Raw genomic sequence first — 25,618 nt, forward strand, 5'->3', positions numbered from 1 at the left:
ATGAATGTAAAAGAAAATACAGAACTTGTTTTTCGAGAAGTTGCAGAGGCTAGTCTGAGTGCTCATCGAGAGAGTGGTTCAGTCTCTGTCATTGCAGTTACCAAGTATGTAGATGTACCGACAGCGGAAGCCTTGCTTCCGCTAGGTGTTCATCATATCGGTGAAAATCGTGTCGATAAGTTTCTGGAAAAATATGAAGCTTTAAAAGATCGAGATGTGACTTGGCATTTGATTGGTACTTTACAAAGACGTAAGGTGAAAGATGTCATACAATTTGTCGATTATTTCCATGCATTGGACTCAGTAAAGCTAGCAGAGGAAATACAAAAAAGAAGTGACCGAGTCATCAAGTGTTTCCTTCAAGTAAATATTTCTAAAGAAGAAAGCAAACACGGTTTTTCGAGAGAGGAACTGCTGGAAATCTTGCCAGAGTTAGCTAGACTAGATAAGATTGAATATGTTGGTTTAATGACGATGGCACCTTTTGAGGCTAGCAGTGAGCAGTTGAAAGAAATTTTCAAGGCGACCCAAGATTTACAAAGAGAAATTCAAGAAAAACAAATTCCAAATATGCCTATGACAGAGTTAAGTATGGGAATGAGTCGTGATTATAAAGAAGCGATTCAATTCGGTTCCACCTTTGTTCGTATAGGTACATCATTTTTTAAGTAGGAGAGAACCATGTCTTTAAAAGATAGATTCGATAGATTTATAGATTATTTTACGGAGGATGAGGATTCTACGATTCCTTATGAAAAAGGAAATGAACCCGTGTTTACTCCAGTAAATTCTTCACAGGAACCGGCTCTCCCAATGAATCACCCTTCACAGTCGGCTGGTACAAAAGAGAACAATATCACCAGACTGCATGCACGACAACAGGAATTGGCAAATCAGAGCCAGCGTTCAACTGATAAGGTTATTATAGATGTTCGTTATCCTAGAAAATATGAAGATGCAACAGAAATTGTTGATTTATTGGCAGGAAACGAAAGTATCTTGATTGATTTTCAGTATATGACAGAGGTGCAGGCTCGTCGTTGTTTGGACTATTTGGATGGAGCTTGTCATGTTTTAGCTGGAAATTTGAAAAAGGTAGCTTCTACCATGTACTTGTTGACACCAGTGAATGTTATTGTAAATGTTGAAGATATCCGTTTACCAGATGAAGATCAACAGGGTGAGTTCGGTTTTGATATGAAGCGAAATAGAGTACGATAATGATTTTTTTAATTCGTATGATTTATAATGCAGTGGATATTTACTCCCTGATTTTGGTAGCCTTCGCTGTCATGTCTTGGTTTCCAGGTGCCTACGAATCCAGTTTAGGTCGTTGGATTGTAGCGTTGGTAAAACCAGTGCTTGCTCCCTTGCAACGCCTGCCTTTACAGATAGCGGGTCTTGATTTATCTGTTTGGGTTGCGATTGTTTTGGTTCGATTTTTAGGAGAAAACCTAGTGCGTTTTCTGGCGATGATAGGATGAATAAAGGGATTTATCAGCATTTCTCCATAGAAGATCGTCCGTTTCTTGACAAGGGAATGGAGTGGATAAAGAAAGTAGAAGATAGCTATGCTCCTTTTTTAACTCCTTTTATCAATCCTCATCAGGAGAAGCTATTAAAGATTTTGGCCAAAACTTATGGTCTTGCTTGTAGCAGTAGTGGGGAATTCGTCTCGAGTGAGTATGTTCGAGTTTTATTATACCCATATTATTTCCAACCAGAGTTTTCAGATTTTGAAATATCTCTCCAAGAAATTGTGTATTCCAATAAATTTGAACACTTAACGCATGCTAAGATTTTAGGGACAGTCATCAATCAATTAGGGATTGAACGGAAACTTTTTGGAGATATCCTAGTAGATGAAGAACGGGCGCAGATTATGATTAATCAGCAGTTTCTTCTTCTATTTCAAGATGGATTAAAGAAAATTGGCCGTATACCCGTTTCGCTGGAGGACCGTCCTTTCACCGAGAAAATAGATAAGCTAGAACAGTATCGAGAGCTGGATTTATGTGTGTCTAGTTTTAGATTAGATGTTCTTTTATCAAATGTTTTGAAACTATCTAGGAATCAAGCAAACCAGTTGATTGAAAAGAAACTTGTCCAAGTAAATTATCATGTGGTAGACAAATCAGATTATATTGTTCAAGTTGGAGACTTGATTAGTGTGAGAAAATTTGGGCGCTTGAGATTGCTTCAAGATAAGGGACAAACGAAAAAAGAGAAGAAAAAAATAACCGTCCAGTTATTATTAAGTAAGTGAGGAATAGAATGCCAATTACATCATTAGAAATAAAGGACAAAACCTTTGGAACTCGATTCAGAGGTTTTGATCCAGAAGAAGTCGATGAATTTTTAGATATTGTGGTTCGTGATTACGAAGATCTTGTTCGTGCGAATCATGATAAAGATTTGCGTATTAAGAGTTTAGAAGAGCGTTTGTCTTACTTTGATGAGATGAAAGATTCATTGAGCCAGTCTGTATTGATTGCCCAAGACACAGCTGAGCGAGTGAAACAGGCGGCGCATGAACGTTCAAACAATATCATTCACCAAGCAGAGCAGGATGCGCAACGCTTGTTGGAAGAAGCTAAATATAAGGCAAATGAGATTCTTCGTCAAGCAACTGATAATGCTAAGAAAGTCGCTGTTGAAACAGAAGAATTGAAGAACAAGAGCCGTGTCTTCCACCAACGTCTTAAATCTACAATTGAGAGTCAGTTGGCTATTGTTGAATCTTCAGACTGGGAAGATATTCTTCGTCCAACAGCTACTTATCTTCAAACCAGTGATGAAGCCTTTAAAGAAGTGGTTAGTGAAGTACTTGGAGAACCGATTCCAGCTCCAATTGAGGACGAACCAATTGATATGACACGTCAGTTCTCTCAAGCAGAAATGGCAGAGTTACAAGCTCGTATTGAGGCAGCCAATAAAGAATTGGCTGAATTTGAAGCTCAAGCTAAACAGGAAGTGGAAAATCCAACTCCTGTAGTGAGTCCTCAAGTTGAAGAAGAGCCTGCTCATCCAGTTGGTCCAATGTACGAAGAACCAGAAGTAGCTCCAGTACATCCTTCGGCTCCAACACCAGCTACAGAAACGTTTGATTCAGCACCAGGATTTGAAGCACCGCAAGAATCCGTTACAATTTTATAAGAAACGATGTGAGAACAATATCTTATCCTTATATTTCCAGCGAGCAGGAGATGGTGTGAGTCCTGCATTCCCTAATGATAAGATTATCCTCTCAAACAATCAAGTCTGAATGGAGTAAGATTTGACGTTCCCCACGTTACGGGATAAGAGGGAGAAAGACTAAATCTTTTTCCGAATAAAGGTGGTACCACGATTTTCGTCCTTTTTGGCAGTCGTGGTTTTTAATTTGTTATTATTTATAAAGGAGATACCATGAAACTCAAAGATACCCTTAATCTTGGGAAAACAGCTTTCCCAATGCGTGCAGGCCTTCCGACCAAAGAGCCAGTTTGGCAAAAGGAATGGGAAGATGCAAAACTTTACCAACGTCGTCAAGAATTGAACCAAGGAAAACCTCATTTCACCTTGCATGATGGCCCTCCATACGCCAACGGAAATATCCACGCTGGACACGCTATGAACAAGATTTCAAAAGATATCATTGTTCGTTCAAAATCTATGTCAGGTTTTTACGCACCATTTATCCCAGGTTGGGACACTCATGGTCTGCCAATCGAGCAAGTTTTGGCAAAACAAGGTGTCAAACGTAAAGAAATGGACTTGGTTGAGTACTTGAAACTTTGCCGTGAGTACGCTCTTTCTCAAGTAGATAAACAACGTGAAGACTTTAAACGTTTGGGTGTTTCTGGTGACTGGGAAAATCCATATGTGACTTTGACTCCTGACTATGAAGCAGCCCAGATCCGTGTATTTGGTGAGATGGCTAATAAAGGTTATATCTACCGTGGTGCAAAACCAGTTTACTGGTCTTGGTCATCTGAGTCAGCCCTTGCTGAAGCAGAGATTGAATATCATGACTTGGTTTCAACTTCCCTTTACTATGCCAATAAGGTCAAAGATGGCAAAGGTGTTCTAGATACAGATACTTATATCGTAGTTTGGACAACAACTCCATTTACCATCACAGCTTCTCGTGGTTTGACTGTTGGTGCAGATATTGATTACGTTTTGGTTCAACCTGCTGGTGAAGCTCGTAAGTTTGTGGTTGCTGCAGAATTATTGACCAGCTTGTCTGAGAAATTTGGTTGGGTTGATGTTCAAGTGTTGGCAACTTACCGTGGTCAAGAATTGAACCACATCGTAACAGCACACCCATGGGATACAGCTGTAGATGAGCTCGTTATCCTTGGTGACCACGTTACAACTGACTCTGGTACAGGTATTGTCCATACAGCCCCTGGTTTTGGTGAGGACGACTACAATGTTGGTATTGCTAATGGTCTTGAAGTCGCAGTGACTGTTGACGAACGTGGTATCATGATGAAGAATGCTGGTCCTGAGTTTGAAGGTCAATTCTATGAAAAGGTAGTTCCAACTGTTATCGAGAAACTTGGTAACCTCCTTCTTGCCCAAGAAGAAATCTCTCACTCATACCCATTTGACTGGCGTACTAAGAAACCAATCATCTGGCGTGCAGTACCACAATGGTTTGCTTCAGTTTCTAAATTCCGCCAAGAAATCTTGGACGAAATTGAAAAAGTGAAATTCCACTCAGAATGGGGTAAAGTTCGTCTTTACAATATGATTCGTGACCGTGGCGACTGGGTTATCTCTCGTCAACGTGCTTGGGGTGTTCCGCTTCCAATTTTCTACGCTGAAGATGGTACAGCGATTATGACTGCTGAAACGATTGAACACGTGGCTCAACTCTTTGAGGAACATGGTTCAAGCATTTGGTGGGAACGTGATGCCAAAGACCTCTTACCAGAAGGATTTACTCATCCAGGTTCACCAAATGGTGAGTTCAAAAAAGAAACAGATATCATGGACGTTTGGTTTGACTCAGGTTCATCATGGAATGGAGTTGTAGTAAACCGTCCTGAGTTGACTTACCCAGCAGACCTTTACCTAGAAGGTTCAGACCAATACCGTGGTTGGTTCAACTCATCACTCATCACATCTGTTGCCAACCATGGTGTAGCACCTTACAAACAAATTCTGTCACAAGGATTTGCTCTTGATGGTAAAGGTGAGAAGATGTCTAAATCTCTTGGAAATACCATTGCTCCAAGCGATGTTGAAAAACAATTTGGTGCTGAAATCTTGCGTCTCTGGGTAACAAGTGTTGACTCAAGTAATGACGTGCGTATTTCTATGGTTATCTTGAGCCAAGTCTCTGAAACTTACCGTAAGATTCGTAATACCCTTCGTTTCTTGATTGCCAATACATCTGACTTTAACCCAGCTCAAGACGCAGTAGCATACGAAGAGCTTCGCTCAGTTGATAAGTACATGACTATTCGCTTTAACCAGCTTGTCAAGACCATTCGTGATGCTTATGCAAACTTTGAATTCTTGACAATCTACAAGGCCTTAGTGAACTTTATCAATGTTGACTTATCAGCCTTCTACCTTGATTTTGCTAAAGATGTTGTTTACATTGAAGGTGCCAAATCATTGGAACGCCGTCAAATGCAGACTGTTTTCTATGACATTCTTGTGAAAATTACGAAACTCTTGACACCAATTCTTCCTCACACAGCAGAGGAAATCTGGTCATATCTTGAGTTTGAAGCTGCAGACTTTGTTCAATTGTCAGAATTGCCAGAAGCAGAAACTTTTGCTAATCAAGAAGAAATCTTGGATACATGGGCTGCCTTCATGGACTTCCGTGGACAAGCTCAAAAAGCCTTGGAAGAAGCTCGTAATGCCAAAGTTATCGGGAAATCGCTTGAAGCACACTTGACAGTTTATCCAAACGAAGTTGTGAAAACTCTACTCGAAGCAGTAAACAGCAATGTGGCTCAACTTTTGATTGTGTCAGACTTGACCATCGCAGAAGGACCAGCTCCAGAAGCTGCCGTTAGCTTCGAAGATGTAGCCTTTACAGTTGAACGCGCTGCAGGCCAAGTGTGTGACCGTTGCCGTCGTATCGACCCAACAACAGCAGAACGTAGCTACCAGGCAGTCATCTGTGACCACTGTGCAAGTATCGTAGAAGAAAACTTTGCAGAAGCAGTCGCAGAAGGATTTGAAGAGAAGTAAGGTTGAAAAGTCTCTATGCGTCTAGTATATAAAAATCAGTTATTCCAAGTTTATAATCTCTCTTGTGAGATGCTAAAGTTTAATGAGAATTGGTTTTGCTAATACTAGGAGAAAGTAAGTATGCTAAAATCGCAAGATTGTTTTTCTTGCGATTTCTTAAACTAGTGAGGAAAAATAAACATTATGAGACAAACAAATGTTAGAGGAAGCTTGTCCCTCCGTGGCTTTAGAAAATTGAGAACAGGTGCAATTGTTGCGACAGGTGTCATTTTGCTAGGTCTGGGCTTTTTAGCTCCAACTGTGTCAGCCAGTGAACAAGATGGTGTCTGGGTAGCCAGAACAGTTGAGGAAGTGAAAGCTGACCTTCAAAAAGAAGGTGATTTATTTAAGTATGTCATTAAGTGGGGAGATACATTAAGTGTTATCAGCGAAGCAAGCAATATCCCGGTAGATGTACTCCAAGAAATGAATCAAGCTTCAGGTAAGAATTTATTCTTACCACACAATGAATTGTACTTTACTGAAGCTGAAACGGTTTCAGATACAGTCACAAAACACAAGATTGTCATCAAAGAAAGTGGTGCAAGTGGCGAAGTTCGCACTTACGAAGTCTTGCTCAAGAAAGATCAGGAAACAAAAGCTGTTACCTTTGAATTAACAGATGTCACTGAGAAAGTTGAAAAAATGACTGTGAACTATAGCCTAGTTTATCAGCCTGTATCAGCACCAGTAGTGGAAAGAGCGGAAGAATCGGGTGAAGAACCTGCTTCAGAAGCACCAGCAGAGACAAGCCCAGAAGTTAAAGAAGAAACAGAAGCTCCAGTAGCACCAAAAGCAGAAGAGCCAACTGTAACAACGCCAAAAGCAGAAAAACCAGTGTCTCCAGCACCAACAGAATCAGCGCCAGAGGTAGAAAAACCAGCTGAGCCTAAAGAAGCAGAATCAACACCTGAAGGAACATTTACAGGAACAGCAGAATCAGCACCAGATTCAACAGAATTAGTGGCAAATGGAGCTTCAGGAAGAACAGAAGGGGCTTCAGAAGTAACTCCAGGAGTAACAGGAAAAGAAACTGAAGAATCAGGAACAGAAGCACCTACAACTCCAAAAGAAGATACACCTGAAGGAACAGTTTCAGAAGGAGAAACAGGAACAGAGTCAGCAGAATTGGCTGAACCAAAAACAGAAGCACCTACAACTCCAGAAAATAAAGAAGAACAACCAGGTGCAACAGAAGCACCGGAACCAAAAGTAACAGAGTCCGAGGCAGCGAAACCAGCTCCAAAAGAAGCAGGAACAACAGCAGGAAATGAAGTAAAAGAAACTGAAGAAGCAGGAACAGGTTCAGAAGTAGCTACAACAGGTGCACCAGCAGCGGAAGGAAGTTCAGAAGCGACTCTAGGTTCAACAGAAGAAGCTTCAGGAACAACACCAAAAGCAGAAGTTTCAGAAGCACCAGTGGTAGAGGCTACAACTTCAGGAGAACAAAGCCAACCAGCAGAAGAAACTCCAGCACCATCAAAACCAGAAACCCCAGCTTCAACAGAAGCAGCTACAGAGGCTACAACTTCAAGTGAAGTAGGCAATGCAGAAGAAACCTCTGTTGAGGAGACAGGAAAACAAGATAGCGCAACAAATACACCGTCAGCTGAGTCTAAAGAAGAAGCGGTAACAACACCAGAAGCAACAGAAAAAGAAGCAAAAGCAGAAGAGTCAGCAGAACCAGGAACATCTGCAACTGTGGAATCAACACCAGCAGGAGAAGAAGGTAAAGCCGAAGCAACGGAAGAAGCTGAAGAACCAGGAATAATAGCAGAAGCAACCCCAGCACCAAAAGAATCAGGAGAAGAAGGTAAAGCGGAGGATTCAGTTTCTTCAACTGAATCTTCATCAACTGCTTCTGAAGGGGAGTCAACAGCTACGCAGCCAGCTGTAGAAGAAGAAACAGATTCAACATCGGAAGCTGAAGAACTTGCAACTACGGAAACAGCAACAGCACCAAAAGCGGAAGAGCCAGAGGCGGCAACCCCAGCTTCAGAAGTACCATCAGAATCAGAGTCGAAAGAGGAAGATTCATCTGCAGGGGATACAACAGTTACAGAAGAACAGCCGGCTTCAGAAACTGTCTCTGAAGGTGGGTTACCAGCTACACAACCAGCTGGAGAAGAAAATAAATCCGAACCAACGTCAGAAACTTCAACTATTCCATCTGTAGATGCTACAAATGATTCAGGTAATTCAGAGTCATCACCTTCAGTAACAGAAGGCAATAAAGAAGAAACAAATTCACAAAATACTGAAGCTTCGACTGTGAACGAAAACTCAGAATCATCTAATTCAGATTCAGAAAAACCACAGGGTGATGAACCAGCTGTACAAGTAGGATCAGACCCAACAGCGTCAACAGAAGGAACATCTACAGGAAAAGAAGAATCAGCACCAAAAGCAGAAGAAAAACAAGTCGACAAGAAACTAGAGCTTAGGAATATTTCAAATGTGGAATTATTTACAGTAGAAAATAATAAATATCGACATGTAACCTCATTTGATACGGTTCCAAATAATCCTAGTAACTACTTTATGAAAGTAAAATCAGAGAAGTTTAAAGATGTGATGTTACCTGTCTCAAGTATTACAAGTGTCAGAAGAGATAATCAAGAAGTATATAAAATTGTTGGTCGAGCAAATGATTTAATTCAACATGAAAATGATAGTACTGTAGAAAATTATACTTATTATTTACCAAAAACTATTAATAGTGAAAACGAAGTTTATACATCATTTAAAAATCTAGTAGAAGCAATGAATAGAAATTTACATGGTACGTTTCGTTTAGGAGCAACTATGGATGCTCGTGAAGTAGAACTTTCGGATGGTCAAGAAAGTTATATAAATCAAGAATTTAGTGGTACATTAATAGGTACAAACAATGATAAGAACTATGCTATATATAACTTGAAAAAACCGTTATTTAAAGTTTTAAATCATGCTGCTATTCAAGATCTTTCAATAAAAGAAGCTAATGTTTCTTTGAAAGAAGATGCTGCTACAATAGCGAAAGAGGCGAATAATGGTACTACAATTACAAATGTTCATTCATCAGGTGTAATTGCTGGTGAGCGTAGCATTGGTGGTTTGGTTTCAAAAGTAACTGACTCTACAATTTCTAATAGTAGTTTTACAGGTAGAATAACAAATACTTATAATACAAATGCTACTTATCAAATAGGTGGTTTAGTTGGCAAACTTTCAGGTGTTGGTGCTTTAATAGAAAACTCAATTTCATCTATCGATATGGCGACAAACGCTAATCAAGGGGACCAAACAGTTGGTGGTATAGCTGGGGTTGTTGATAGAAGTGCTAGAATTAGTAATAGTTACGTTGAAGGAAATCTTAACAATGTGAAGCCTTTTGGTAAAGTAGGAGGAGTTGTAGGTAATCTTTGGGATAATTCAGGTGAAGTTGAAAATTCAGGTCGACTATCTGATGTATTAAGCGATGTCAATGTTACTAACGGTAATGCTATTGCTGGTTATGATTTTAATGGTATAAAAGCAACTAACACTTATAGTAATAAAAATAATAAGGTGGTAAAAGTAGTTCAAGTAGATGACGAAGTACTTAGTAAAGATTCTGAAGAGCAAAGAGGAACTGTGCTAGAAGCGGATGAGATTAATGTGAAAAAAGCTCAACTTGTTCCTAAAAATAATATTAAAACTGAGGACTTTAATTTCTCTTCTAAATATGGAACGGATTATAGTAAATTAAAAGATGTTGATGTTTCTAGGTTAAGGGTATATAAAAATATAGAAAAATTACTGCCATTTTATAACCGAGAGACTATTGTTAAGTATGGTAATTTAGTGGATACTAATAATGCTTTATATACTAAGGATCTTGTGTCTGTAGTTTCAATGCATGACAAAGAAGTAATTTCTGATATTAATAAACATAAAGCTAGTATTAATAAGTTGTTACTACATTATTCAGATAATACTTCTCAAACATTAGATATAAAATATCTACAAGATTTCTCTAAAGTAGCAGAATACGAAATAACTAATACAAAATTAATATACACACCTAATACGTTATTACATAATTACAATAATATTGTAAAATCTGTTTTAAATGATCTGAAATCTGTTCAATATAATTCAGCTGATGTTAGAAAAGTATTAGATATTTCTAATGATATAAAATTAACAGAATTATATCTAGATGAACAGTTCGATAAAACAAAAGCAAATATTGAAGATACTTTATCAAAACTTCTTTCTGCAGATGCGGCAATAGCTGTAAATAATAATTCGATAATAGATAATTATGTAGTAGAAAAAATTAAGAATAATAAAGAGGCGTTGCTTTTAGGTTTAACATATCTTGAACGTTGGTATAATTTTAAATATGATAATGCAAGTGCAAAAGATTTAGTATTATATCATTTAGATTTCTTTGGTAAATCTAATAGTTCTGCATTAGATAATGTTATTGAGCTAGGTAAATCAGGATTTAACAATTTATTAGCTAAAAATAATGTAATTACTTATAATGTATTATTATCAAAAAATTATGGAACTAAGAGTTTATTTGAGGCATTGGAAAAATATAGAAAAGTTTTAGTGCCGAATAAAACAAATAACGAATGGTTTAAAGAACAATCTAAAGCTTATATAGTAGAAGAAAAATCTACAATTCCTGAAGTAAGCGAAAAACAATCTAAGGAAGGGACGAAGTATTCTATTGGAGTATATGATAGATTAACTAGCCCTTCTTGGAAATATCAAAGTATGGTGTTACCGTTATTAACACTACCTGAAAAATCAGTGTTTATGATAGCGAATATTTCAACTATAGGATTTGGAGCCTATGACAGATATAGAAGTTCAGAATATCCTAAGGGAGAAAAATTAAATAAATTTGTAGAAGATAATGCAAAAGAAGCGGCTAAACGCTTTAGAGATCATTATGATTATTGGTACAAAATACTAGATACGAAAAATAAAGACAAATTGTTTAGAAGTATTTTGGTATATGATTCTTTCAGATTTGGTAATGATAAAGATAAAAATACTAGTCAAGCAGATTTTGAAACTGATCATCCAGCAATAAAACATTTCTTCGGTCCTGCGGGGAATAATGTTGTTCATAATGGACACGGAGCATATGCTACGGGAGATGCGTTCTACTATATGGCTTATCGTATGCTTGATAAGGCTGGCGCAGTAACATATACTCATGAAATGACACATAACTCAGATAGAGAAATTTATCTTGGAGGATATGGAAGAAGAAATGGGCTTGGACCAGAGTTTTATGCAAAAGGATTATTACAAGCTCCCGATCATCCAGATGATGCAACAATCACGATAAACTCTGTATTGAAATATGATGAAGCGGAAAATGCTAATAGACTACAAGTGAAAAATCCAACTCAACGATTTAATAATGCAGAAGACTTGCGTAAATATATGCATAACTTATTCGATTTAGTTTATACACTTGAAAAATTAGAAGGAGAAGCAGTAGTTAACTTAGGTGCCAATGAGAAAGGTGAGCTATTAAGGAAAATAGAGAATGAGTATAAACCTGATCCTGATGGAAATGATGTTTATGCAACGAATGTAGTCCGTAGATTAAAACCTGATGAGCTTAATAAGTTAACCTCTTTCAATAGTTTAATAGAAAACGATATAATCACAAGAAGAGGGTATATTGATGAAGGTGAGTATAAACGAAATGGATACTACACAATCAATCTTTTCTCGCCAATATATTCTGCCTTAAGTAGTGATAAAGGGACTCCGGGTGATTTAATGGCTCGTCGTATGGCATTTGAACTATTAGCTGCAAAAGGATATAAAGAAGGTATGGTACCATATATTTCTAACCAATATGAAAATGAAGTGAAAGCTAATGGAAGTAAAATTAATTCATACGGTAAAGAAGTAGGATTGGTAACTGATAAATTAGTGCTTAATAAGATATTTAATAACCAGTATTCATCTTGGGCTGATTTTAAAAAAGCTATGTATAAAGAACGAGAAAATAAATTTAATAACTTAACAAATATTAGCTTTATAAATCCTAATAATTGGGGACGTCAAGAGACGATAACTATTGATAGTATTGCTAAGTTAAGAAATATAATTAAAGAAGCGGTTCAGGCGGATGCTACTAATTATGCTTCAATATTATATCCAAAAGAAAGTAGTAAAGTTTACAAACTTAAAAAAGCTATTTTCAAAGCTTATCTAGATAAAACTGATGATTTTAGAAGTTCAATTTTTGATGAGGAAAATAAATTTACTAATTAGGGTAGCACATGAAGATAGGTTTCGTTTCTTCATGTGTGAAACTCTTTCCTTTTTGGTTTTGACTAGCTTTTTTGTGAAAAATTGTGTAAAATAGAATAGATAAACGAGGGGAAACCTCGGAAAATTTAAAGGAGAATCCATCTAATGGTAAAATTGGTTTTTGCTCGCCACGGTGAGTCTGAATGGAACAAAGCTAACCTTTTCACTGGTTGGGCTGATGTTGATTTGTCTGAAAAAGGTACACAACAAGCGATTGACGCTGGTAAATTGATCAAAGAAGCTGGTATCGAATTTGACCAAGCTTACACTTCAGTATTGAAACGTGCTATCAAAACAACGAACTTGGCTCTTGAAGCTTCTGACCAATTGTGGGTTCCAGTTGAAAAATCATGGCGCTTGAACGAACGTCACTACGGTGGTTTGACTGGTAAAAACAAAGCTGAAGCTGCTGAACAATTTGGTGATGAGCAAGTTCACATCTGGCGTCGTTCATACGATGTATTGCCTCCAAACATGGACCGTGATGATGAGCACTCAGCTCACACAGACCGTCGTTACGCTTCACTTGACGACTCAGTTATCCCAGATGCTGAAAACTTGAAAGTGACTTTGGAACGCGCCCTTCCATTCTGGGAAGATAAAATCGCTCCAGCTCTTAAAGATGGTAAAAACGTATTCGTAGGAGCTCACGGTAACTCAATCCGTGCCCTTGTAAAACACATCAAAGGTTTGTCAGATGACGAAATCATGGACGTGGAAATTCCTAACTTCCCACCATTGGTATTCGAATTTGACGAAAAATTGAACGTCGTTTCTGAATACTACCTTGGAAAATAAAAAATTGTAAGCCTAGGATTGATTTCTAGGCTTTTTATGTTAGTATGGTAGTATGATAAGGAATAAAAAACAAGATTATGTATTGGCCTACAAGCAACCAGCGTCAACAACATATAAGGGTTGGGAAGAAGAGGCCTTACCGATAGGTAATGGTTCTCTAGGGGCTAAAGTCTTTGGGCTTGTAGGGGCTGAACGGATTCAATTCAATGAAAAAAGTCTCTGGTCTGGAGGTCCACTTCCTGATAGTTCAGATTATCAAGGTGGAAATCTTCAGGACCAGTATGGTTTTTTAGCTGAGATTCGGCAGGCTTTGGAGAAGAGAGACTGCAATACTGCTAAGGAACTGGCTGAACATCATCTGGTCGGGCCAAAAACGAGTCAATATGGGACCTATCTGTCCTTTGGGGATATTCACATTGAGTTTAGTAATCAAGGCAAGACTTTGTCTCAGGTGACGGATTACCAGAGACAGCTGAATATCAGTAAGGCACTTGCGACGACTTCTTATGCCTATAAGGGAACGCGATTTGAACGTGAAGCTTTTGTGAGTTTTCCAGATAATCTCTTGGTTCAGCGTTTTATTAAGGAAGGGGCGGAAACTCTAGATTTTACTATAGAACTATCCTTGACCTGTGATTTGGCTTCTGATGGAAAGTATGAGCAGGAAAAATCTGATTACAAGGAGTGCCAGCTGGATATTACTGATTCTCATATCTTGATGAAGGGAAGAGTTAAGGATAATGATCAGCGGTTTGCTAGCTGTTTAGCTTGGGAAACGGATGGAGACATTAGAGTTTGGTCAGATAAGGTTCAGATATCAGGAGCCAGTTATGCCAATCTTTTCTTGGCAGCTAAGACGGATTTTGCCCAAAATCCTGCTAGCAATTATCGCAAGAAACTAGATTTAGAGCAACAGGTGATAGACTTGGTGGACACAGCTAAAGAAAAGGGCTATGCCCAATTGAAATCAAGGCATATTGAGGACTACCAAGCCTTATTCCAACGTGTTCAATTGGATTTGGGGTCTGATGTTGACGCATCCACTACAGATGAGTTGTTAAAAAATTATAAGCCACAAGAGGGGCAGGCTTTGGAGGAGCTGTTCTTCCAGTATGGACGGTATTTATTGATTAGTTCTTCCAGAGATTGTCCAGATGCTCTACCAGCTAACCTACAAGGGGTCTGGAATGCGGTCGATAATCCTCCTTGGAATTCGGACTATCACTTAAATGTCAATCTGCAGATGAATTATTGGCCAGCCTATGTTACCAATCTCCTAGAGACGGCCTTTCCGGTCATCAACTATGTAGATGATTTGCGTGTCTATGGTCGCATAGCGGCTGCAAGGTATGCAGGAATCGTCTCTCAGGAAGGGGAGGAAAATGGTTGGTTGGTTCATACTCAAGCGACTCCCTTTGGTTGGACAGCACCTGGTTGGGATTACTATTGGGGTTGGTCACCAGCTGCCAATGCGTGGATGATGCAAACCGTTTATGAAGCCTATTCATTTTACAGGGACCAAGACTATCTCAGGGAGAAAATTTATCCCATGTTGAGGGAAACGGTTCGTTTTTGGAATGCCTTTTTACATAAGGATCAGCAGGCGCAGCGTTGGGTCTCTTCTCCATCTTATTCGCCAGAACATGGGCCGATTTCGATTGGCAATACCTATGACCAATCTCTGATTTGGCAGTTATTTCATGATTTTATTCAGGCTGCTCAGGAATTGGGACTGGATGAGACTTTGTTGACTGAGGTCAAGGAGAAGTTTGACTTGCTTAATCCTCTTCAAATCACTCAATCTGGTCGAATCAGGGAGTGGTATGAGGAGGAAGAGCAGCATTTTCAAAATGAGAAAGTGGAGGCCCAGCATCGGCACGCTTCCCATCTAGTGGGACTTTATCCTGGAAATCTCTTTAGTCATAAGGGACAAGACTATCTTGAAGCGGCGCGTGCTAGCCTCAATGATCGTGGAGATGGGGGCACAGGCTGGTCCAAGGCTAATAAGATCAATCTTTGGGCGCGTCTAGGAGATGGCAATCGAGCCCATAAATTATTAGCAGAGCAGTTAAAGACATCCACCTTGCCCAATCTTTGGTGCACCCATCCTCCTTTTCAGATAGATGGTAATTTTGGTGCTACTAGTGGCATGGCGGAAATGTTGCTCCAGTCTCATACAGCTTATCTGGTACCTCTAGCCGCTCTACCTGATGCTTGGTCAACAGGTTCCGTTTCAGGCTTAATGGCACGTGGACATTTTGAAGTGAGCATGAGGTGGGCGGATAAAAAACTCTTACAGTTGACCATTTTATCAAGGAGTGGGGGAGATTTGCGAGTTTCTTATTCAGATATTGAGAAGAGTGTGATTAAAATGAATCAAGAAAAAGCAGAAGTGAAATGCATGGGGAAAGATTGTATTTCGGTGGCAACAGCAGAAGGTGATCTGGTTCAATTTTATTTTTAAGAAGATGTTAGAAGGCAGTAATTTGAAACTGCCTTTTAATAAGGATTTGAGAATGTAAGCAGTTTCCAACTAGTTGAAAAAGCGTTATAATGGTAGTAGGAAGTAATTTGTTTGAGAGAGGGTGGCACTGATGGCTTATATTGAGATGAAACACTGTTACAAGCGTTATCAGGTTGGGGACACGGAGATTGTGGCCAATCGTGATGTGAATTTTGAGATTGAAAAGGGGGAGTTGGTTATTATCCTTGGTGCTTCAGGTGCAGGCAAGTCAACGATTCTTAATCTTCTTGGGGGCATGGATACCAATGATGAAGGGGAGATTTGGATTGATGGTGCCAATATTGCAGACTATAGTTCCTACCAGCGAACCAATTACCGCCGCAATGATGTCGGTTTTGTTTTTCAGTTCTACAATCTAGTGTCCAATCTGACAGCCAAGGAAAATGTGGAGCTGGCTTCTGAAATCGTGACAGCAGCCTTGGATCCTGAGCAGGTGCTGACAGATGTAGGTCTGGCTCATCGACTCAATAACTTTCCAGCCCAGCTTTCTGGAGGGGAGCAACAGCGAGTCTCCATTGCACGCGCGGTAGCCAAAAATCCTAAAATTCTTCTTTGTGACGAACCAACAGGCGCCTTGGATTATCAGACAGGCAAGCAAGTCTTGAAGATTCTTCAAGATATGTCTCGTCAAAAGGGAGCGACGGTGATTATCGTGACTCATAATGGAGCTTTGGCGCCCATTGCTGATCGCGTGATTCATATGCACGATGCCAGTGTTAAGGATGTGGTGCTCAACCAGCATCCTCAGGATATTGACAGTTTGGAGTACTAGCATGATCAAGCGAAAAACCTATTGGAAGGACTTAATTCAGTCCTTCACAGGCTCCAAGGGGCGTTTTTTATCCATCTTGATCCTGATGATGTTGGGATCTCTAGCCTTAGTAGGCCTCAAAGTAACCAGTCCCAACATGGAGGCGACAGCTAATGCTTATTTAACAACTGCTAAAACCTTGGATTTGGCAGTTATGTCTAATTATGGTTTGGATCAAGCAGATCAAGAAGAACTAGAACAGATAGAGGGCGCAGAGGTTGAGTTTGGCTATTTGACAGATGTGACTATGGAGAATGGGCAGGATGCCATTCGGCTGTACTCCAAATCAGAGCGAATTTCAACCTTTCAGCTAAGAGAGGGACGACTTCCTCAGTCAGATAAGGAAATCGCCTTGGCAAGTCATTTGCAAGGCCAATATCGTGTGGGACAGGAGATTAGTTTTAAAGAAAAAGAAGAGGGTCATTCCTCTTTAAAAGACCATACTTATACCATTACTGGTTTTGTGGATTCAGCTGAAATCCTCTCCCAGCGAGATATGGGCTACGCAGCAAGTGGAAGTGGGACTCTGACAGCCTATGGGGTGATTTTACCTAGTCAGTTTGATCAGAAAGTCTATAATATAGCTCGTTTGAAATATCAAGATTTAGCAGGCTTAAATGCTTTTTCATCAGCTTATGAAGAAAAATCCAAGCAACATCAGGAAGAACTTGAACAAGTTCTATCAGATAATGGCAAGGCACGTCTGCAACTCTTGAAAAAAGAAGGGCAAGAGTCTCTCGACAAGGGCCAAGAGGCCCTTGACAAGGCTGAGACTAATTTGCAGGAAGGCAAGCGTCGTTTAGCAGCTGCTCAAGCTCGTATACTGGCTCAAGAAAGTCAACTAGCCTTGCTTCCTCAAGCCCAGAGAGAGCAGGCTAGTGCCCAACTTACTCAAGCCAAGCAGGAATTGAGCAAGGAAGAAGACAAACTAAAGCAGGCTGAACAAAATTTAGCCCAAGAAAAGGAAAAATTAGAAAAACATCAGCAAGTCTTAGATGATTTGGCGGAGCCAAGGTATCAGGTATATAATCGTCAGACCATGCCAGGTGGTCAGGGCTATCTCATGTACAGTAATGCTTCAGCCAGTATTCGGGCAGTGGGCAATATCTTTCCTGTAGTGCTTTATGCCGTAGCAGCTATGGTGACCTTTACAACTATGACTCGTTTTGTGGATGAAGAGCGAACTCATGCAGGGATTTTTAAGGCCTTGGGCTATCGCAGTAAGGATATTATCGTTAAATTTCTCCTCTACGGTCTAGTAGCTGGGACTGTCGGAACAGCTCTAGGTAGCATACTTGGCCATTATTTACTAGCCGGTGTGATTTCAAGTGTCATTACGAAAGGCATGGTGGTGGGAGAAACCCAGATTCAGTTCTATTGGACCTATAGCTTACTGGCTCTTGTCTTGAGTTGGTTGGCGAGTGTGCTACCAGCCTACTTGGTAGCTCGGAGGGAACTTCATGATGAAGCAGCCCAGCTTTTACTGCCTAAACCTCCTGTTAAAGGAGCTAAAATCTTACTGGAGCGCATCGGTTTTATCTGGCGCCGTCTCAGTTTTACTCATAAGGTAACTGCTCGCAATATCTTCCGTTATAAGCAGCGGATGTTGATGACGATCTTTGGTGTGGCAGGTTCTGTAGCCCTGCTCTTTGCAGGCTTGGGAATCCAATCCTCTGTGGCAGGAGTTCCGTCCAGACAGTTTCAACAAATCCAACAGTATCAGATGATTGTTTCTGAAAATCCTAGTGCGACCAATCAGGACAAGGTAAATCTAGAAGAAGTGTTGAAAGGGCAGGACATCAAAGCCTATCAGAAAATTTATTCTAAGACGCTAGACAAGGATTTCAAAGGTAAGGCTGGTCTTCAAACCATTACTCTTATGATGACAGATAAGGAGGATTTGACTCCCTTTATCCATCTGCAAGACCATCAGCAAGAGTTGACATTAAAAGATGGAGTTGTTATTACAGCTAAACTCGCCCAGTTGGCAGGTGTCAAGGTTGGACAGACTCTAGAAATTGAAGGTAAGAAGCTAAAGGTCGCTGCTATTGCTGAGAACTATGTTGGTCATTTTATTTATATGAGTCATACTGACTATGAGCAACTTTACGGACAGCTACCCCAAGCCAACACTTATCTGGTTTCGCTAAAGGATTCTAGTGCGCCTAGTATTGAAAGGCAGGCAGGCTTGCTTATGAATCAAGCTGCGGTGTCCAGCGTTGTCCAAAATGCTTCAGCCATTCGACTCTTTGACTCGGTCGCTAGCTCACTCAATCAGACTATGACTATCTTAGTTATCGTGTCGGTTCTGTTGGCTATTGTTATCCTCTACAATCTGACCAATATCAACGTGGCTGAGAGAATCCGTGAACTCTCCACTATCAAGGTGCTCGGTTTTCATAATAATGAAGTCACCCTCTACATTTATCGTGAGACGATTGTGCTGTCCCTTGTGGGAATCGTACTTGGTTTGGTATCTGGTTTCTATTTACATCAATTTTTGATTCAAATGATTTCGCCTGCGACTATTCTCTTTTATCCGCAGGTAGGCTGGGAAGTCTACGTAATCCCAGTGGCAGCAGTAAGCATCATTTTGACCTTGCTTGGTTTCTTTGTCAATTATCATCTGAGAAAGGTTGATATGCTTGAAGCCTTGAAATCTGTAGAGTAATACTCAATGAAAATCAAAGAGCAAACTAGGAAGCTAGCCGTAGGTTGCTCAAAGCACCGCTTTGAGGTTGCAGATAAAGCTGACATGATTTGAAGCGATTTTCGAAGAGTATAAGGTAGTTGTTTTTATCTGATTTAATTTATATTTACTCGTAAACAAAAATCCTCCGTTTCAAAGAGTAGAGAACTCTTTGTGACAGAGGATTTTTTCTATAGGGCTTTAGCAGCTGCAATTGCGGCTTCGAAGTTTGGCTCAGAGTTGATATTGTCTACGTATTCAACGTAGCGAATCGTATTGTCAGTATCGAGGACAAAGACTGCGCGTGCCAATAGGTGCCACTCATTGATTAAGAGGGCATAGTCACGTCCAAAGGAATGGTCGAAATAGTCTGAGAGCATGATGGCATTTTCAATACCTTCAGCACCGCACCAACGTTTCTGAGCAAAAGGCAGGTCCATGGAAACAGTCAAGACAACCGTATTGTCCAGTCCAGCCAGTTCTTCATTAAAGCGACGCGTTTGAGTTGAGCAGATGCCTGTATCGATAGAAGGCACGACACTCAAGACTTTTTTCTTGCCATCAAAATCAGCCAGAGATTTTTTAGAAAGGTCTGTTGTAGTGAGAGAAAAATCAAGCGCCTTGTCGCCGACTTGTAGTTGTTTACCTGTAAAGCTCACAGGATTTCCGAGAAAAGTTACCATAAGATACTCCAATCTTTTTTCTTCCATTTTAGCTGAAACGGTCGAAATTTTCCAATGATTTGACCGGAAATGTGGGCATAGAAAAAACGCCAGCTCATGTGAGAATGACGTTTTTCAGAGGTTTATTTTGCCAATCCTTCAGCAATCTTATCAAGGTTGTATTTCATCATGCTGTAGTAGCTGTCGCCTTCTTTACCTTCTTCTGCGATAGAGTCAGTAAAGATTTGTGCGTAGATTGGGATGTTTGTGTCTTGAGAAACAGTTTTCATTGGACGGTCATCCACACTTGATTCTACAAAGAGTGATGGAACTTTTGTTTGGCGAAGTTTTTCAACCAAGGTTTTGATTTGTTCAGGTGTTCCTTCTTCTTCAGTATTGATTTCCCAGATGTAGGCACTTGGGACACCATAGGCTTTAGAGAAGTATTTGAATGCTCCTTCGCTGGTTACAATGAGTTTCTTTTCAGCAGGGATGTTATTAAATTTATCCTTACTTTCTTTATCAAGTTTGTCTAACTTATCAGTATATTCTTTGAGATTTTTTTCATAGAATTCCTTGTTGTTAGGATCTTTAGCGCTCAATTGTTTGGCGATATTTTTAGCAAAGATAATTCCATTTTCAAGGTTAAGCCAAGCGTGTGGGTCTTCTTTACCTTTTTCATTTTTTCCTTCAAGGTAGATAACTTCAACACCTTCACTGACTGCAAAGTAGTCTTTGTTTTCAGTTTTCTTAGCATTTTCTACCAATTTGGTGAACCAAGCATTACCACCTGTTTCAAGGTTGATACCGTTATAGAAAATGAGGTCTGCCTCAGAAGTTTTCTTAACATCTTCAGGAAGTGGTTCGTATTCGTGTGGGTCTTGTCCAATCGGAACGATACTGTGAAGATCAATCTTGTCACCAGCAATATTTTTAGTAATATCAGCGATGATTGAGTTTGTAGCAACAACTTTTAGTTTTTGACCAGAAGCTGTATCTTTTTTTCCGCTAGCACATGCTACAAGAGCAATGACGGAAAGAAAGAGAACGAGTAATGTACCTAATTTTTTCATTAGATCCTCCAATTTATTGGGGCTTTGCCCCTTATTTTAACAAATGTTTATTTTTTAGTTTCAAATATCGTTGTTTTGGAGCGATAAAGAAGCTAATGAGAAAGAAACTAGCGGCTGTAAGCACGATACTAGAACCTGCCGCAACGTTAAAGCTATAGCCGATAAAGAGTCCCAAAACTGAAGCAGTCGCTCCAAAGGTTGAGGAAAGGAAAATCATACTTTTCAGGCTATTAGCATACAGATAAGCAGTTGCAGCTGGGGTAATCAGCATGGCTACAATCAGGATAGTTCCGACACTTTGCATGGCTGTCACAGACACGAGAGTCAAGAGTACCATGAGAAGGTAGTGATAGAAATTGACAGGCATTCCCATGGCTTTGGCCAAGAGTTCATCAAAGGAAGTTATCAAGAGTTGCTTGAAGAAAATCCAGATTAACAAGAGAATGGCTGCTCCCACACCCATAGTAATAAACATATCCGTATCTTGGACGGCCAGGATATTACCAAAAAGGATATGGAACAGGTCAGTTGAACTTTTAGCGACACTAATCAAGATGATACCGAGGGCTAAGAAAGAAGAAAAGGTAATGCCGATGGCGGTATCGCTTTTGATAATCGAGTTCCCCTTGATGTAGGTAATGATGATGGCAGCTAGCAATCCAAAGACAATGGCTCCGATAAAGAAGTCAAGGCCCAAGATAAAGGAGAGGGCTACACCTGGCAAGACAGCATGTGAAATAGCATCTCCCATGAGTGACATCCCGCGTAGAATGATGAAACATCCCACAGCTCCAGCTACGACCCCGACGACAATAGCTGTTATCAAGGCATTTTGTAAGAAATGGAATTTTTGCAATCCATCGATAAATTCTGCAATCATAGGTCACCTCCATTGAAAAATAGTCGATTACCGTAAGCTTCTTTGAGATTGGCTTCGGTAAAGGTTTCTTTGGTTGGACCAAAGGCAATCACTTCTCGATTGACAAGCAAGACTTGATCGAAGTAGTGGGCAACCTTGCTGAGGTCGTGGTGGACGATGAGAACCGTCTTCCCAGCTCTTTTCAGATCTCTCAGCGTATTCATGATGATTTCCTCACTGACAGAGTCAATCCCAACAAAGGGTTCATCCAAGAGGATATAGTCGGCTTCCTGTACCAAACATCTGGCAATCAAGACCCGCTGGAATTGACCTCCAGACAGTTGACTGATTTGACGTTCAGCGTAGTCAGCTAGACCGACAATTTCAAGGGCCTCTTGCACTTTCTTCCAATGTTTAGCCTTTAAACTTCGAAAGAGAGGGATAGAGGGAAAGAGTCCTAGCGAGACACATTCCTTGACCTTGATGGGAAAGTTGTAGTCGATATTGATTTTTTGTTCGACATAGGCGATTCGATGTAAGGATTTTTTAACTTCCTTGTCATCGAGAAATGCCTGACCTTGATGTGGGATAATTCCCAGCATCCCTTTTAATAATGTTGATTTTCCAGCACCGTTTGGACCAATAATACCGGTAATTGTTGGTCCTTGGAGCACTAGTGAAATATCCTTAAGTGCCAACGTTTCTTTGTAGGAGACACTGAGGTTTTCGATACGTATCATAAACTTGTATTCCTCCTAACTCTTAATATACCTTTAAAAAAAAATTAAGTCAAGTTAATTTTTGAAAAAATTAAAATAATAACTGAAAAACAATAGGAAACATCCGTTTATTTTTAATTGCATTCCCAAGCAATTTTTGTTAAGCTAAAAACAAGTACAAATGAAAGCGAGAACAAGATGACACGTTATCAAGATGATTTTTATGATGCAATCAATGGAGAATGGCAACAGACAGCTGAAATCCCAGCAGATAAGTCTCAAACGGGAGGTTTTGTTGATTTAGACCAGGAAATTGAAGACTTGATGTTGGCGACAACAGACAAGTGGTTGGCAGATGAAGAGGTGCCTGAGGATGCTATCTTGGCGAACTTTGTTAAATACCACCGCCTAGTTCGTGATTTTGACAAGAGAGAAGCCGACGGTATCAAACCTGTCTTACCACTTCTTAAAGAATTCCAAGAATTGGAGACTTTTGCAGATTTCACTGCCAAACTAGCAGAGTTTGAACTTGCAGGAAAACCAAACTTCCTTCCTTTTGGTGTATCGCCAGACTTTATGGATGCTAGAATCAACGTTTTATGGGCCAGTGCTCCAAGCACAATCCTGCCAGATACGACCTACTATGCAGAAGACCATCCTCAGCGCGAAGAGCTCTTGACTCTTTGGAAAGAAAGCAGCGCAAATCTTCTCAAGGCTTATGATTTCTCTGATGAAGAAATTGAAGACTTGCTAGAGAAAAGACTTGAATTGGACCGTCGAGTTGCGGCAGTAGTGCTTTCTAATGAAGAAAGTTCAGAGTATGCTAAACTTTACCATCCATATGATTACGAAGATTTCAAGAAATTTGCGCCTGCCCTACCTTTGGATGACTTCTTCCAAGCCGTTCTTGGACAAGTGCCAGACAAGGTTATTGTAGATGAGGAACGTTTCTGGCAAGCAGCAGATCAATTCTATAGTGAAGAGGCATGGCCTCTCCTCAAGGCAACCTTAATTTTAAGTGTTGTGAATCTCTCAACCAGCTATTTAACAGAAGAAATCCGTGTCTTGTCAGGTGCTTACAGCCGTGCGCTTTCAGGAGTTCCAGAAGCCAAAGACAAGGTCAAGGCAGCCTACCAGCTAGCACAAGGTCCATTCAAACAAGCCTTGGGGCTCTGGTATGCTCATGAAAAATTCTCTCCAGAAGCCAAGGCAGACGTAGAGAAAAAAGTGGCAACCATGATTGATGTCTATAAGGAACGCTTGGCTAAAAATGACTGGTTGACTCCTGAAACTCGTGACAAGGCCATCGTCAAACTCAATGTCATCAAGCCTTATATTGGTTATCCAGAAGAATTGCCAGCACGCTATAAGGACAAGGTAGTGGATGAAACGGCTAGCCTTTTTGACAATGCTCTAGCCTTTGCGCGTGTGGAAATCAAGCACAGTTGGAGCAAGTGGAATCAGCCTGTAGACTACAAGGAATGGGGCATGCCTGCTCATATGGTCAATGCCTACTACAATCCACAGAAGAACCTGATTGTCTTCCCAGCAGCTATTTTACAAGCACCTTTCTATGACTTGCATCAGTCATCTTCTGCTAACTATGGTGGTATTGGGGCGGTTATTGCCCATGAAATTTCCCACGCCTTTGATACCAATGGAGCTTCCTTTGATGAAAATGGTAGCCTCAAGGATTGGTGGACAGAGAGCGACTATGCTGCCTTTAAGGAGAAAACACAAAAAGTCATTGACCAGTTTGATGGACAGGATTCTTATGGAGCAACCATTAACGGTAAATTGACTGTATCAGAAAACGTGGCTGACTTGGGAGGAATCGCTGCAGCGCTTGAAGCAGCTAAGAGAGAACCAGACTTCTCAGCAGAAGAATTTTTCTACAATTTCGGTCGCATCTGGCGCATGAAAGGTCGTCCAGAATTTATGAAACTTTTGGCCAGCGTCGATGTGCACGCGCCAGCCAAACTCCGTGTCAATGTACAAGTACCAAACTTCGATGATTTCTTTACAACCTATGATGTCAAAGAAGGAGACGGTATGTGGCGTTCACCAGAAGAGCGCGTGATTATTTGGTAAGGCAAAAAATTTAGTCATCAGAAAAAAGGCATCCAATCAGGTGTGAAAACCTTGATAGGATGCCTTTTATAGTGGAAAGACTGCTGGATAATGTACTTAAAATGCGATAGTCATTGTCACCATCTTACTAGAAAAAGGGATTGAAGGTCTTTTCATGGGCGATGGTCGTAGCTGGACCATGTCCTGGATAGACATCGTAGTTTGGTAGGGTGAAGAGTTGAGTCTGGATACTATGGAGGAGTTGTTCCATGCTACCAGTTGGAAGGTCGGTCCGTCCGATTGTTTCACGGAAAAGAGCATCACCTGTCAAGACTAGGTGAGCATTAGGAAAGACGATAGAAACACCGCCGATGGAGTGACCTGGTGTTGGCAAGACAGTGAAACGAAATTCCTCCAGTTGGTATTCTTCGTGAAAGACAAAGGTGCGTTCAGCCGGTTTTGCGACCACATCTGCCATATCATCGTGGCGGGGAAGTCCAGAGAGATTGTCGACAGGAGTATAGAGCCAGCTGGCTTCGCTCTCTGCGATATAGACAGGAGGATTGCCAAAAGTCTCGCGAACCAAGTCCAGACTCATGATATGGTCATAATGGGCGTGGGTCAGGAGAATAGCGCAGATCGGTTTGTTGAGGTTCTCGATTGTCTGACGAATGGCTTCCCAATGACTACCAGGATCTACTACGATAAGGTGATTTTCGCCTTCCAGGTAATAGGTGTTTTCATAGGCAACAGGATTGACGGTTTTATGGATTTTCATATTAGCTCCAATCTCAAAGAATGTACTAAATAAGTATAGCACAGTTAGGGAGAATAGGTAAGGATTTAGGATGAACT

17 protein-coding genes are annotated in these 25,618 nt (G+C 40.3%); 12 read left to right on the forward strand and 5 right to left on the reverse strand.

Translation table 11 applies throughout. The features are described 5' to 3' along the window. The 11 genes from AC6I9F_RS02980 to AC6I9F_RS03030 all read left to right on the forward strand — a co-directional run bounded on the left by AC6I9F_RS02980 (position 1) and on the right by AC6I9F_RS03030 (position 19,362). A complete protein-coding gene (locus AC6I9F_RS02980) occupies positions 1-672 on the forward strand; it encodes a YggS family pyridoxal phosphate-dependent enzyme (protein ID WP_498022641.1) in 672 nt (223 codons plus the stop codon). A 9-nt stretch (positions 673-681) separates the two neighbouring features. Then, complete coding sequence (locus AC6I9F_RS02985; protein WP_173306851.1) at positions 682-1,221, forward strand: cell division protein SepF; 540 nt, start codon at positions 682-684, stop codon at positions 1,219-1,221. Then, complete coding sequence (locus tag AC6I9F_RS02990; protein WP_000576513.1) at positions 1,221-1,484, forward strand: YggT family protein; 264 nt, start codon at positions 1,221-1,223, stop codon at positions 1,482-1,484. The genes AC6I9F_RS02985 and AC6I9F_RS02990 overlap by 1 nt, the downstream gene beginning before the upstream one ends. Beyond that, positions 1,481-2,266, forward strand: coding sequence for a YlmH family RNA-binding protein (locus AC6I9F_RS02995; protein ID WP_173212435.1), 786 nt, complete (start codon positions 1,481-1,483; stop codon positions 2,264-2,266). Before AC6I9F_RS02990 ends, AC6I9F_RS02995 begins: the two co-directional genes overlap by 4 nt. 8 nt (positions 2,267-2,274) lie before the next feature. Further along, complete coding sequence (locus tag AC6I9F_RS03000) at positions 2,275-3,156, forward strand: DivIVA domain-containing protein (protein WP_498022653.1); 882 nt, start codon at positions 2,275-2,277, stop codon at positions 3,154-3,156. Between the two features lie 252 nt (positions 3,157-3,408). Then, positions 3,409-6,201 (forward strand): isoleucine--tRNA ligase, encoded by a 2,793-nt coding sequence (ileS, locus tag AC6I9F_RS03005; RefSeq protein ID WP_498022655.1) that lies wholly within the window; start codon positions 3,409-3,411, stop codon positions 6,199-6,201. Positions 6,202-6,384: 183 nt separating this feature from the next. Then, positions 6,385-12,519, forward strand: coding sequence for a ZmpA/ZmpB/ZmpC family metallo-endopeptidase (locus tag AC6I9F_RS03010; protein WP_225904802.1), 6,135 nt, complete (start codon positions 6,385-6,387; stop codon positions 12,517-12,519). A 144-nt stretch (positions 12,520-12,663) separates the two neighbouring features. After that, the gene (locus tag AC6I9F_RS03015; RefSeq protein WP_000240129.1) at positions 12,664-13,356 is read left to right on the forward strand and encodes a phosphoglycerate mutase; all 693 of its coding nucleotides are present in this window, start codon (positions 12,664-12,666) and stop codon (positions 13,354-13,356) included. Between the two features lie 52 nt (positions 13,357-13,408). Beyond that, positions 13,409-15,820, forward strand: coding sequence for a glycoside hydrolase family 95 protein (locus AC6I9F_RS03020; RefSeq protein WP_498022663.1), 2,412 nt, complete (start codon positions 13,409-13,411; stop codon positions 15,818-15,820). A gap of 130 nt (positions 15,821-15,950) precedes the next feature. Next, the gene (locus AC6I9F_RS03025) at positions 15,951-16,652 is read left to right on the forward strand and encodes an ABC transporter ATP-binding protein (protein WP_498022665.1); all 702 of its coding nucleotides are present in this window, start codon (positions 15,951-15,953) and stop codon (positions 16,650-16,652) included. Between the two features lies 1 nt (position 16,653). Then, positions 16,654-19,362 carry an ABC transporter permease gene (locus AC6I9F_RS03030; protein ID WP_498022667.1) on the forward strand — a complete coding sequence of 903 codons (2,709 nt, stop codon included), beginning with the start codon at positions 16,654-16,656 and terminating at the stop codon, positions 19,360-19,362. Between the two features lie 209 nt (positions 19,363-19,571). Here AC6I9F_RS03030 and tpx read toward each other — a convergent pair whose 3' ends face one another. From tpx to AC6I9F_RS03050, 4 genes are all read right to left on the reverse strand, one after another. Next, positions 19,572-20,063, reverse strand: a complete 492-nt coding sequence (gene tpx, locus AC6I9F_RS03035) for a thiol peroxidase (protein ID WP_000256026.1) — start codon at positions 20,061-20,063, stop codon at positions 19,572-19,574. A gap of 122 nt (positions 20,064-20,185) precedes the next feature. Beyond that, a complete protein-coding gene (gene psaA, locus AC6I9F_RS03040; protein WP_050207836.1) occupies positions 20,186-21,115 on the reverse strand; it encodes a metal ABC transporter substrate-binding lipoprotein/adhesin PsaA in 930 nt (309 codons plus the stop codon). 31 nt (positions 21,116-21,146) lie between these two features. Next, entirely contained in the window at positions 21,147-21,995 is an 849-nt protein-coding gene (locus AC6I9F_RS03045; RefSeq protein ID WP_000559786.1) for a metal ABC transporter permease, read from the reverse strand. Continuing rightward, positions 21,992-22,714 (reverse strand): metal ABC transporter ATP-binding protein, encoded by a 723-nt coding sequence (locus AC6I9F_RS03050; protein ID WP_498022670.1) that lies wholly within the window; start codon positions 22,712-22,714, stop codon positions 21,992-21,994. Before AC6I9F_RS03050 ends, AC6I9F_RS03045 begins: the two co-directional genes overlap by 4 nt. A gap of 177 nt (positions 22,715-22,891) precedes the next feature. Here AC6I9F_RS03050 and pepO point away from each other — a divergent pair, with 177 nt between their 5' ends. Beyond that, the gene (pepO, locus tag AC6I9F_RS03055; RefSeq protein WP_498022672.1) at positions 22,892-24,784 is read left to right on the forward strand and encodes an endopeptidase PepO; all 1,893 of its coding nucleotides are present in this window, start codon (positions 22,892-22,894) and stop codon (positions 24,782-24,784) included. Positions 24,785-24,911: 127 nt separating this feature from the next. Here the strand turns inward: pepO and AC6I9F_RS03060 are convergent, their stop codons facing one another. Continuing rightward, positions 24,912-25,541, reverse strand: a complete 630-nt coding sequence (locus AC6I9F_RS03060) for an MBL fold metallo-hydrolase (protein WP_173219873.1) — start codon at positions 25,539-25,541, stop codon at positions 24,912-24,914. Between the last annotated feature and the right edge of the window lie 77 nt (positions 25,542-25,618).

Source organism: Streptococcus nakanonensis (genome assembly GCF_059738785.1).

What these genes read in the sequence shown, in the direction of transcription:
- AC6I9F_RS02980 (WP_498022641.1), top strand. Translation starts at nt 1, where the DNA reads ATGAATGTAAAAGAAAATACAGAACTTGTTTTTCGAGAAGTTGCAGAG.
- AC6I9F_RS02985 (WP_173306851.1), top strand. Translation starts at nt 682, where the DNA reads ATGTCTTTAAAAGATAGATTCGATAGATTTATAGATTATTTTACGGAG.
- AC6I9F_RS02990 (WP_000576513.1), top strand. Translation starts at nt 1,221, where the DNA reads ATGATTTTTTTAATTCGTATGATTTATAATGCAGTGGATATTTACTCC.
- AC6I9F_RS02995 (WP_173212435.1), top strand. Translation starts at nt 1,481, where the DNA reads ATGAATAAAGGGATTTATCAGCATTTCTCCATAGAAGATCGTCCGTTT.
- AC6I9F_RS03000 (WP_498022653.1), top strand. Translation starts at nt 2,275, where the DNA reads ATGCCAATTACATCATTAGAAATAAAGGACAAAACCTTTGGAACTCGA.
- ileS (WP_498022655.1), top strand. Translation starts at nt 3,409, where the DNA reads ATGAAACTCAAAGATACCCTTAATCTTGGGAAAACAGCTTTCCCAATG.
- AC6I9F_RS03010 (WP_225904802.1), top strand. Translation starts at nt 6,385, where the DNA reads ATGAGACAAACAAATGTTAGAGGAAGCTTGTCCCTCCGTGGCTTTAGA.
- AC6I9F_RS03015 (WP_000240129.1), top strand. Translation starts at nt 12,664, where the DNA reads ATGGTAAAATTGGTTTTTGCTCGCCACGGTGAGTCTGAATGGAACAAA.
- AC6I9F_RS03020 (WP_498022663.1), top strand. Translation starts at nt 13,409, where the DNA reads ATGATAAGGAATAAAAAACAAGATTATGTATTGGCCTACAAGCAACCA.
- AC6I9F_RS03025 (WP_498022665.1), top strand. Translation starts at nt 15,951, where the DNA reads ATGGCTTATATTGAGATGAAACACTGTTACAAGCGTTATCAGGTTGGG.
- AC6I9F_RS03030 (WP_498022667.1), top strand. Translation starts at nt 16,654, where the DNA reads ATGATCAAGCGAAAAACCTATTGGAAGGACTTAATTCAGTCCTTCACA.
- tpx (WP_000256026.1), bottom strand. Translation starts at nt 20,063, where the DNA reads ATGGTAACTTTTCTCGGAAATCCTGTGAGCTTTACAGGTAAACAACTA.
- psaA (WP_050207836.1), bottom strand. Translation starts at nt 21,115, where the DNA reads ATGAAAAAATTAGGTACATTACTCGTTCTCTTTCTTTCCGTCATTGCT.
- AC6I9F_RS03045 (WP_000559786.1), bottom strand. Translation starts at nt 21,995, where the DNA reads ATGATTGCAGAATTTATCGATGGATTGCAAAAATTCCATTTCTTACAA.
- AC6I9F_RS03050 (WP_498022670.1), bottom strand. Translation starts at nt 22,714, where the DNA reads ATGATACGTATCGAAAACCTCAGTGTCTCCTACAAAGAAACGTTGGCA.
- pepO (WP_498022672.1), top strand. Translation starts at nt 22,892, where the DNA reads ATGACACGTTATCAAGATGATTTTTATGATGCAATCAATGGAGAATGG.
- AC6I9F_RS03060 (WP_173219873.1), bottom strand. Translation starts at nt 25,541, where the DNA reads ATGAAAATCCATAAAACCGTCAATCCTGTTGCCTATGAAAACACCTAT.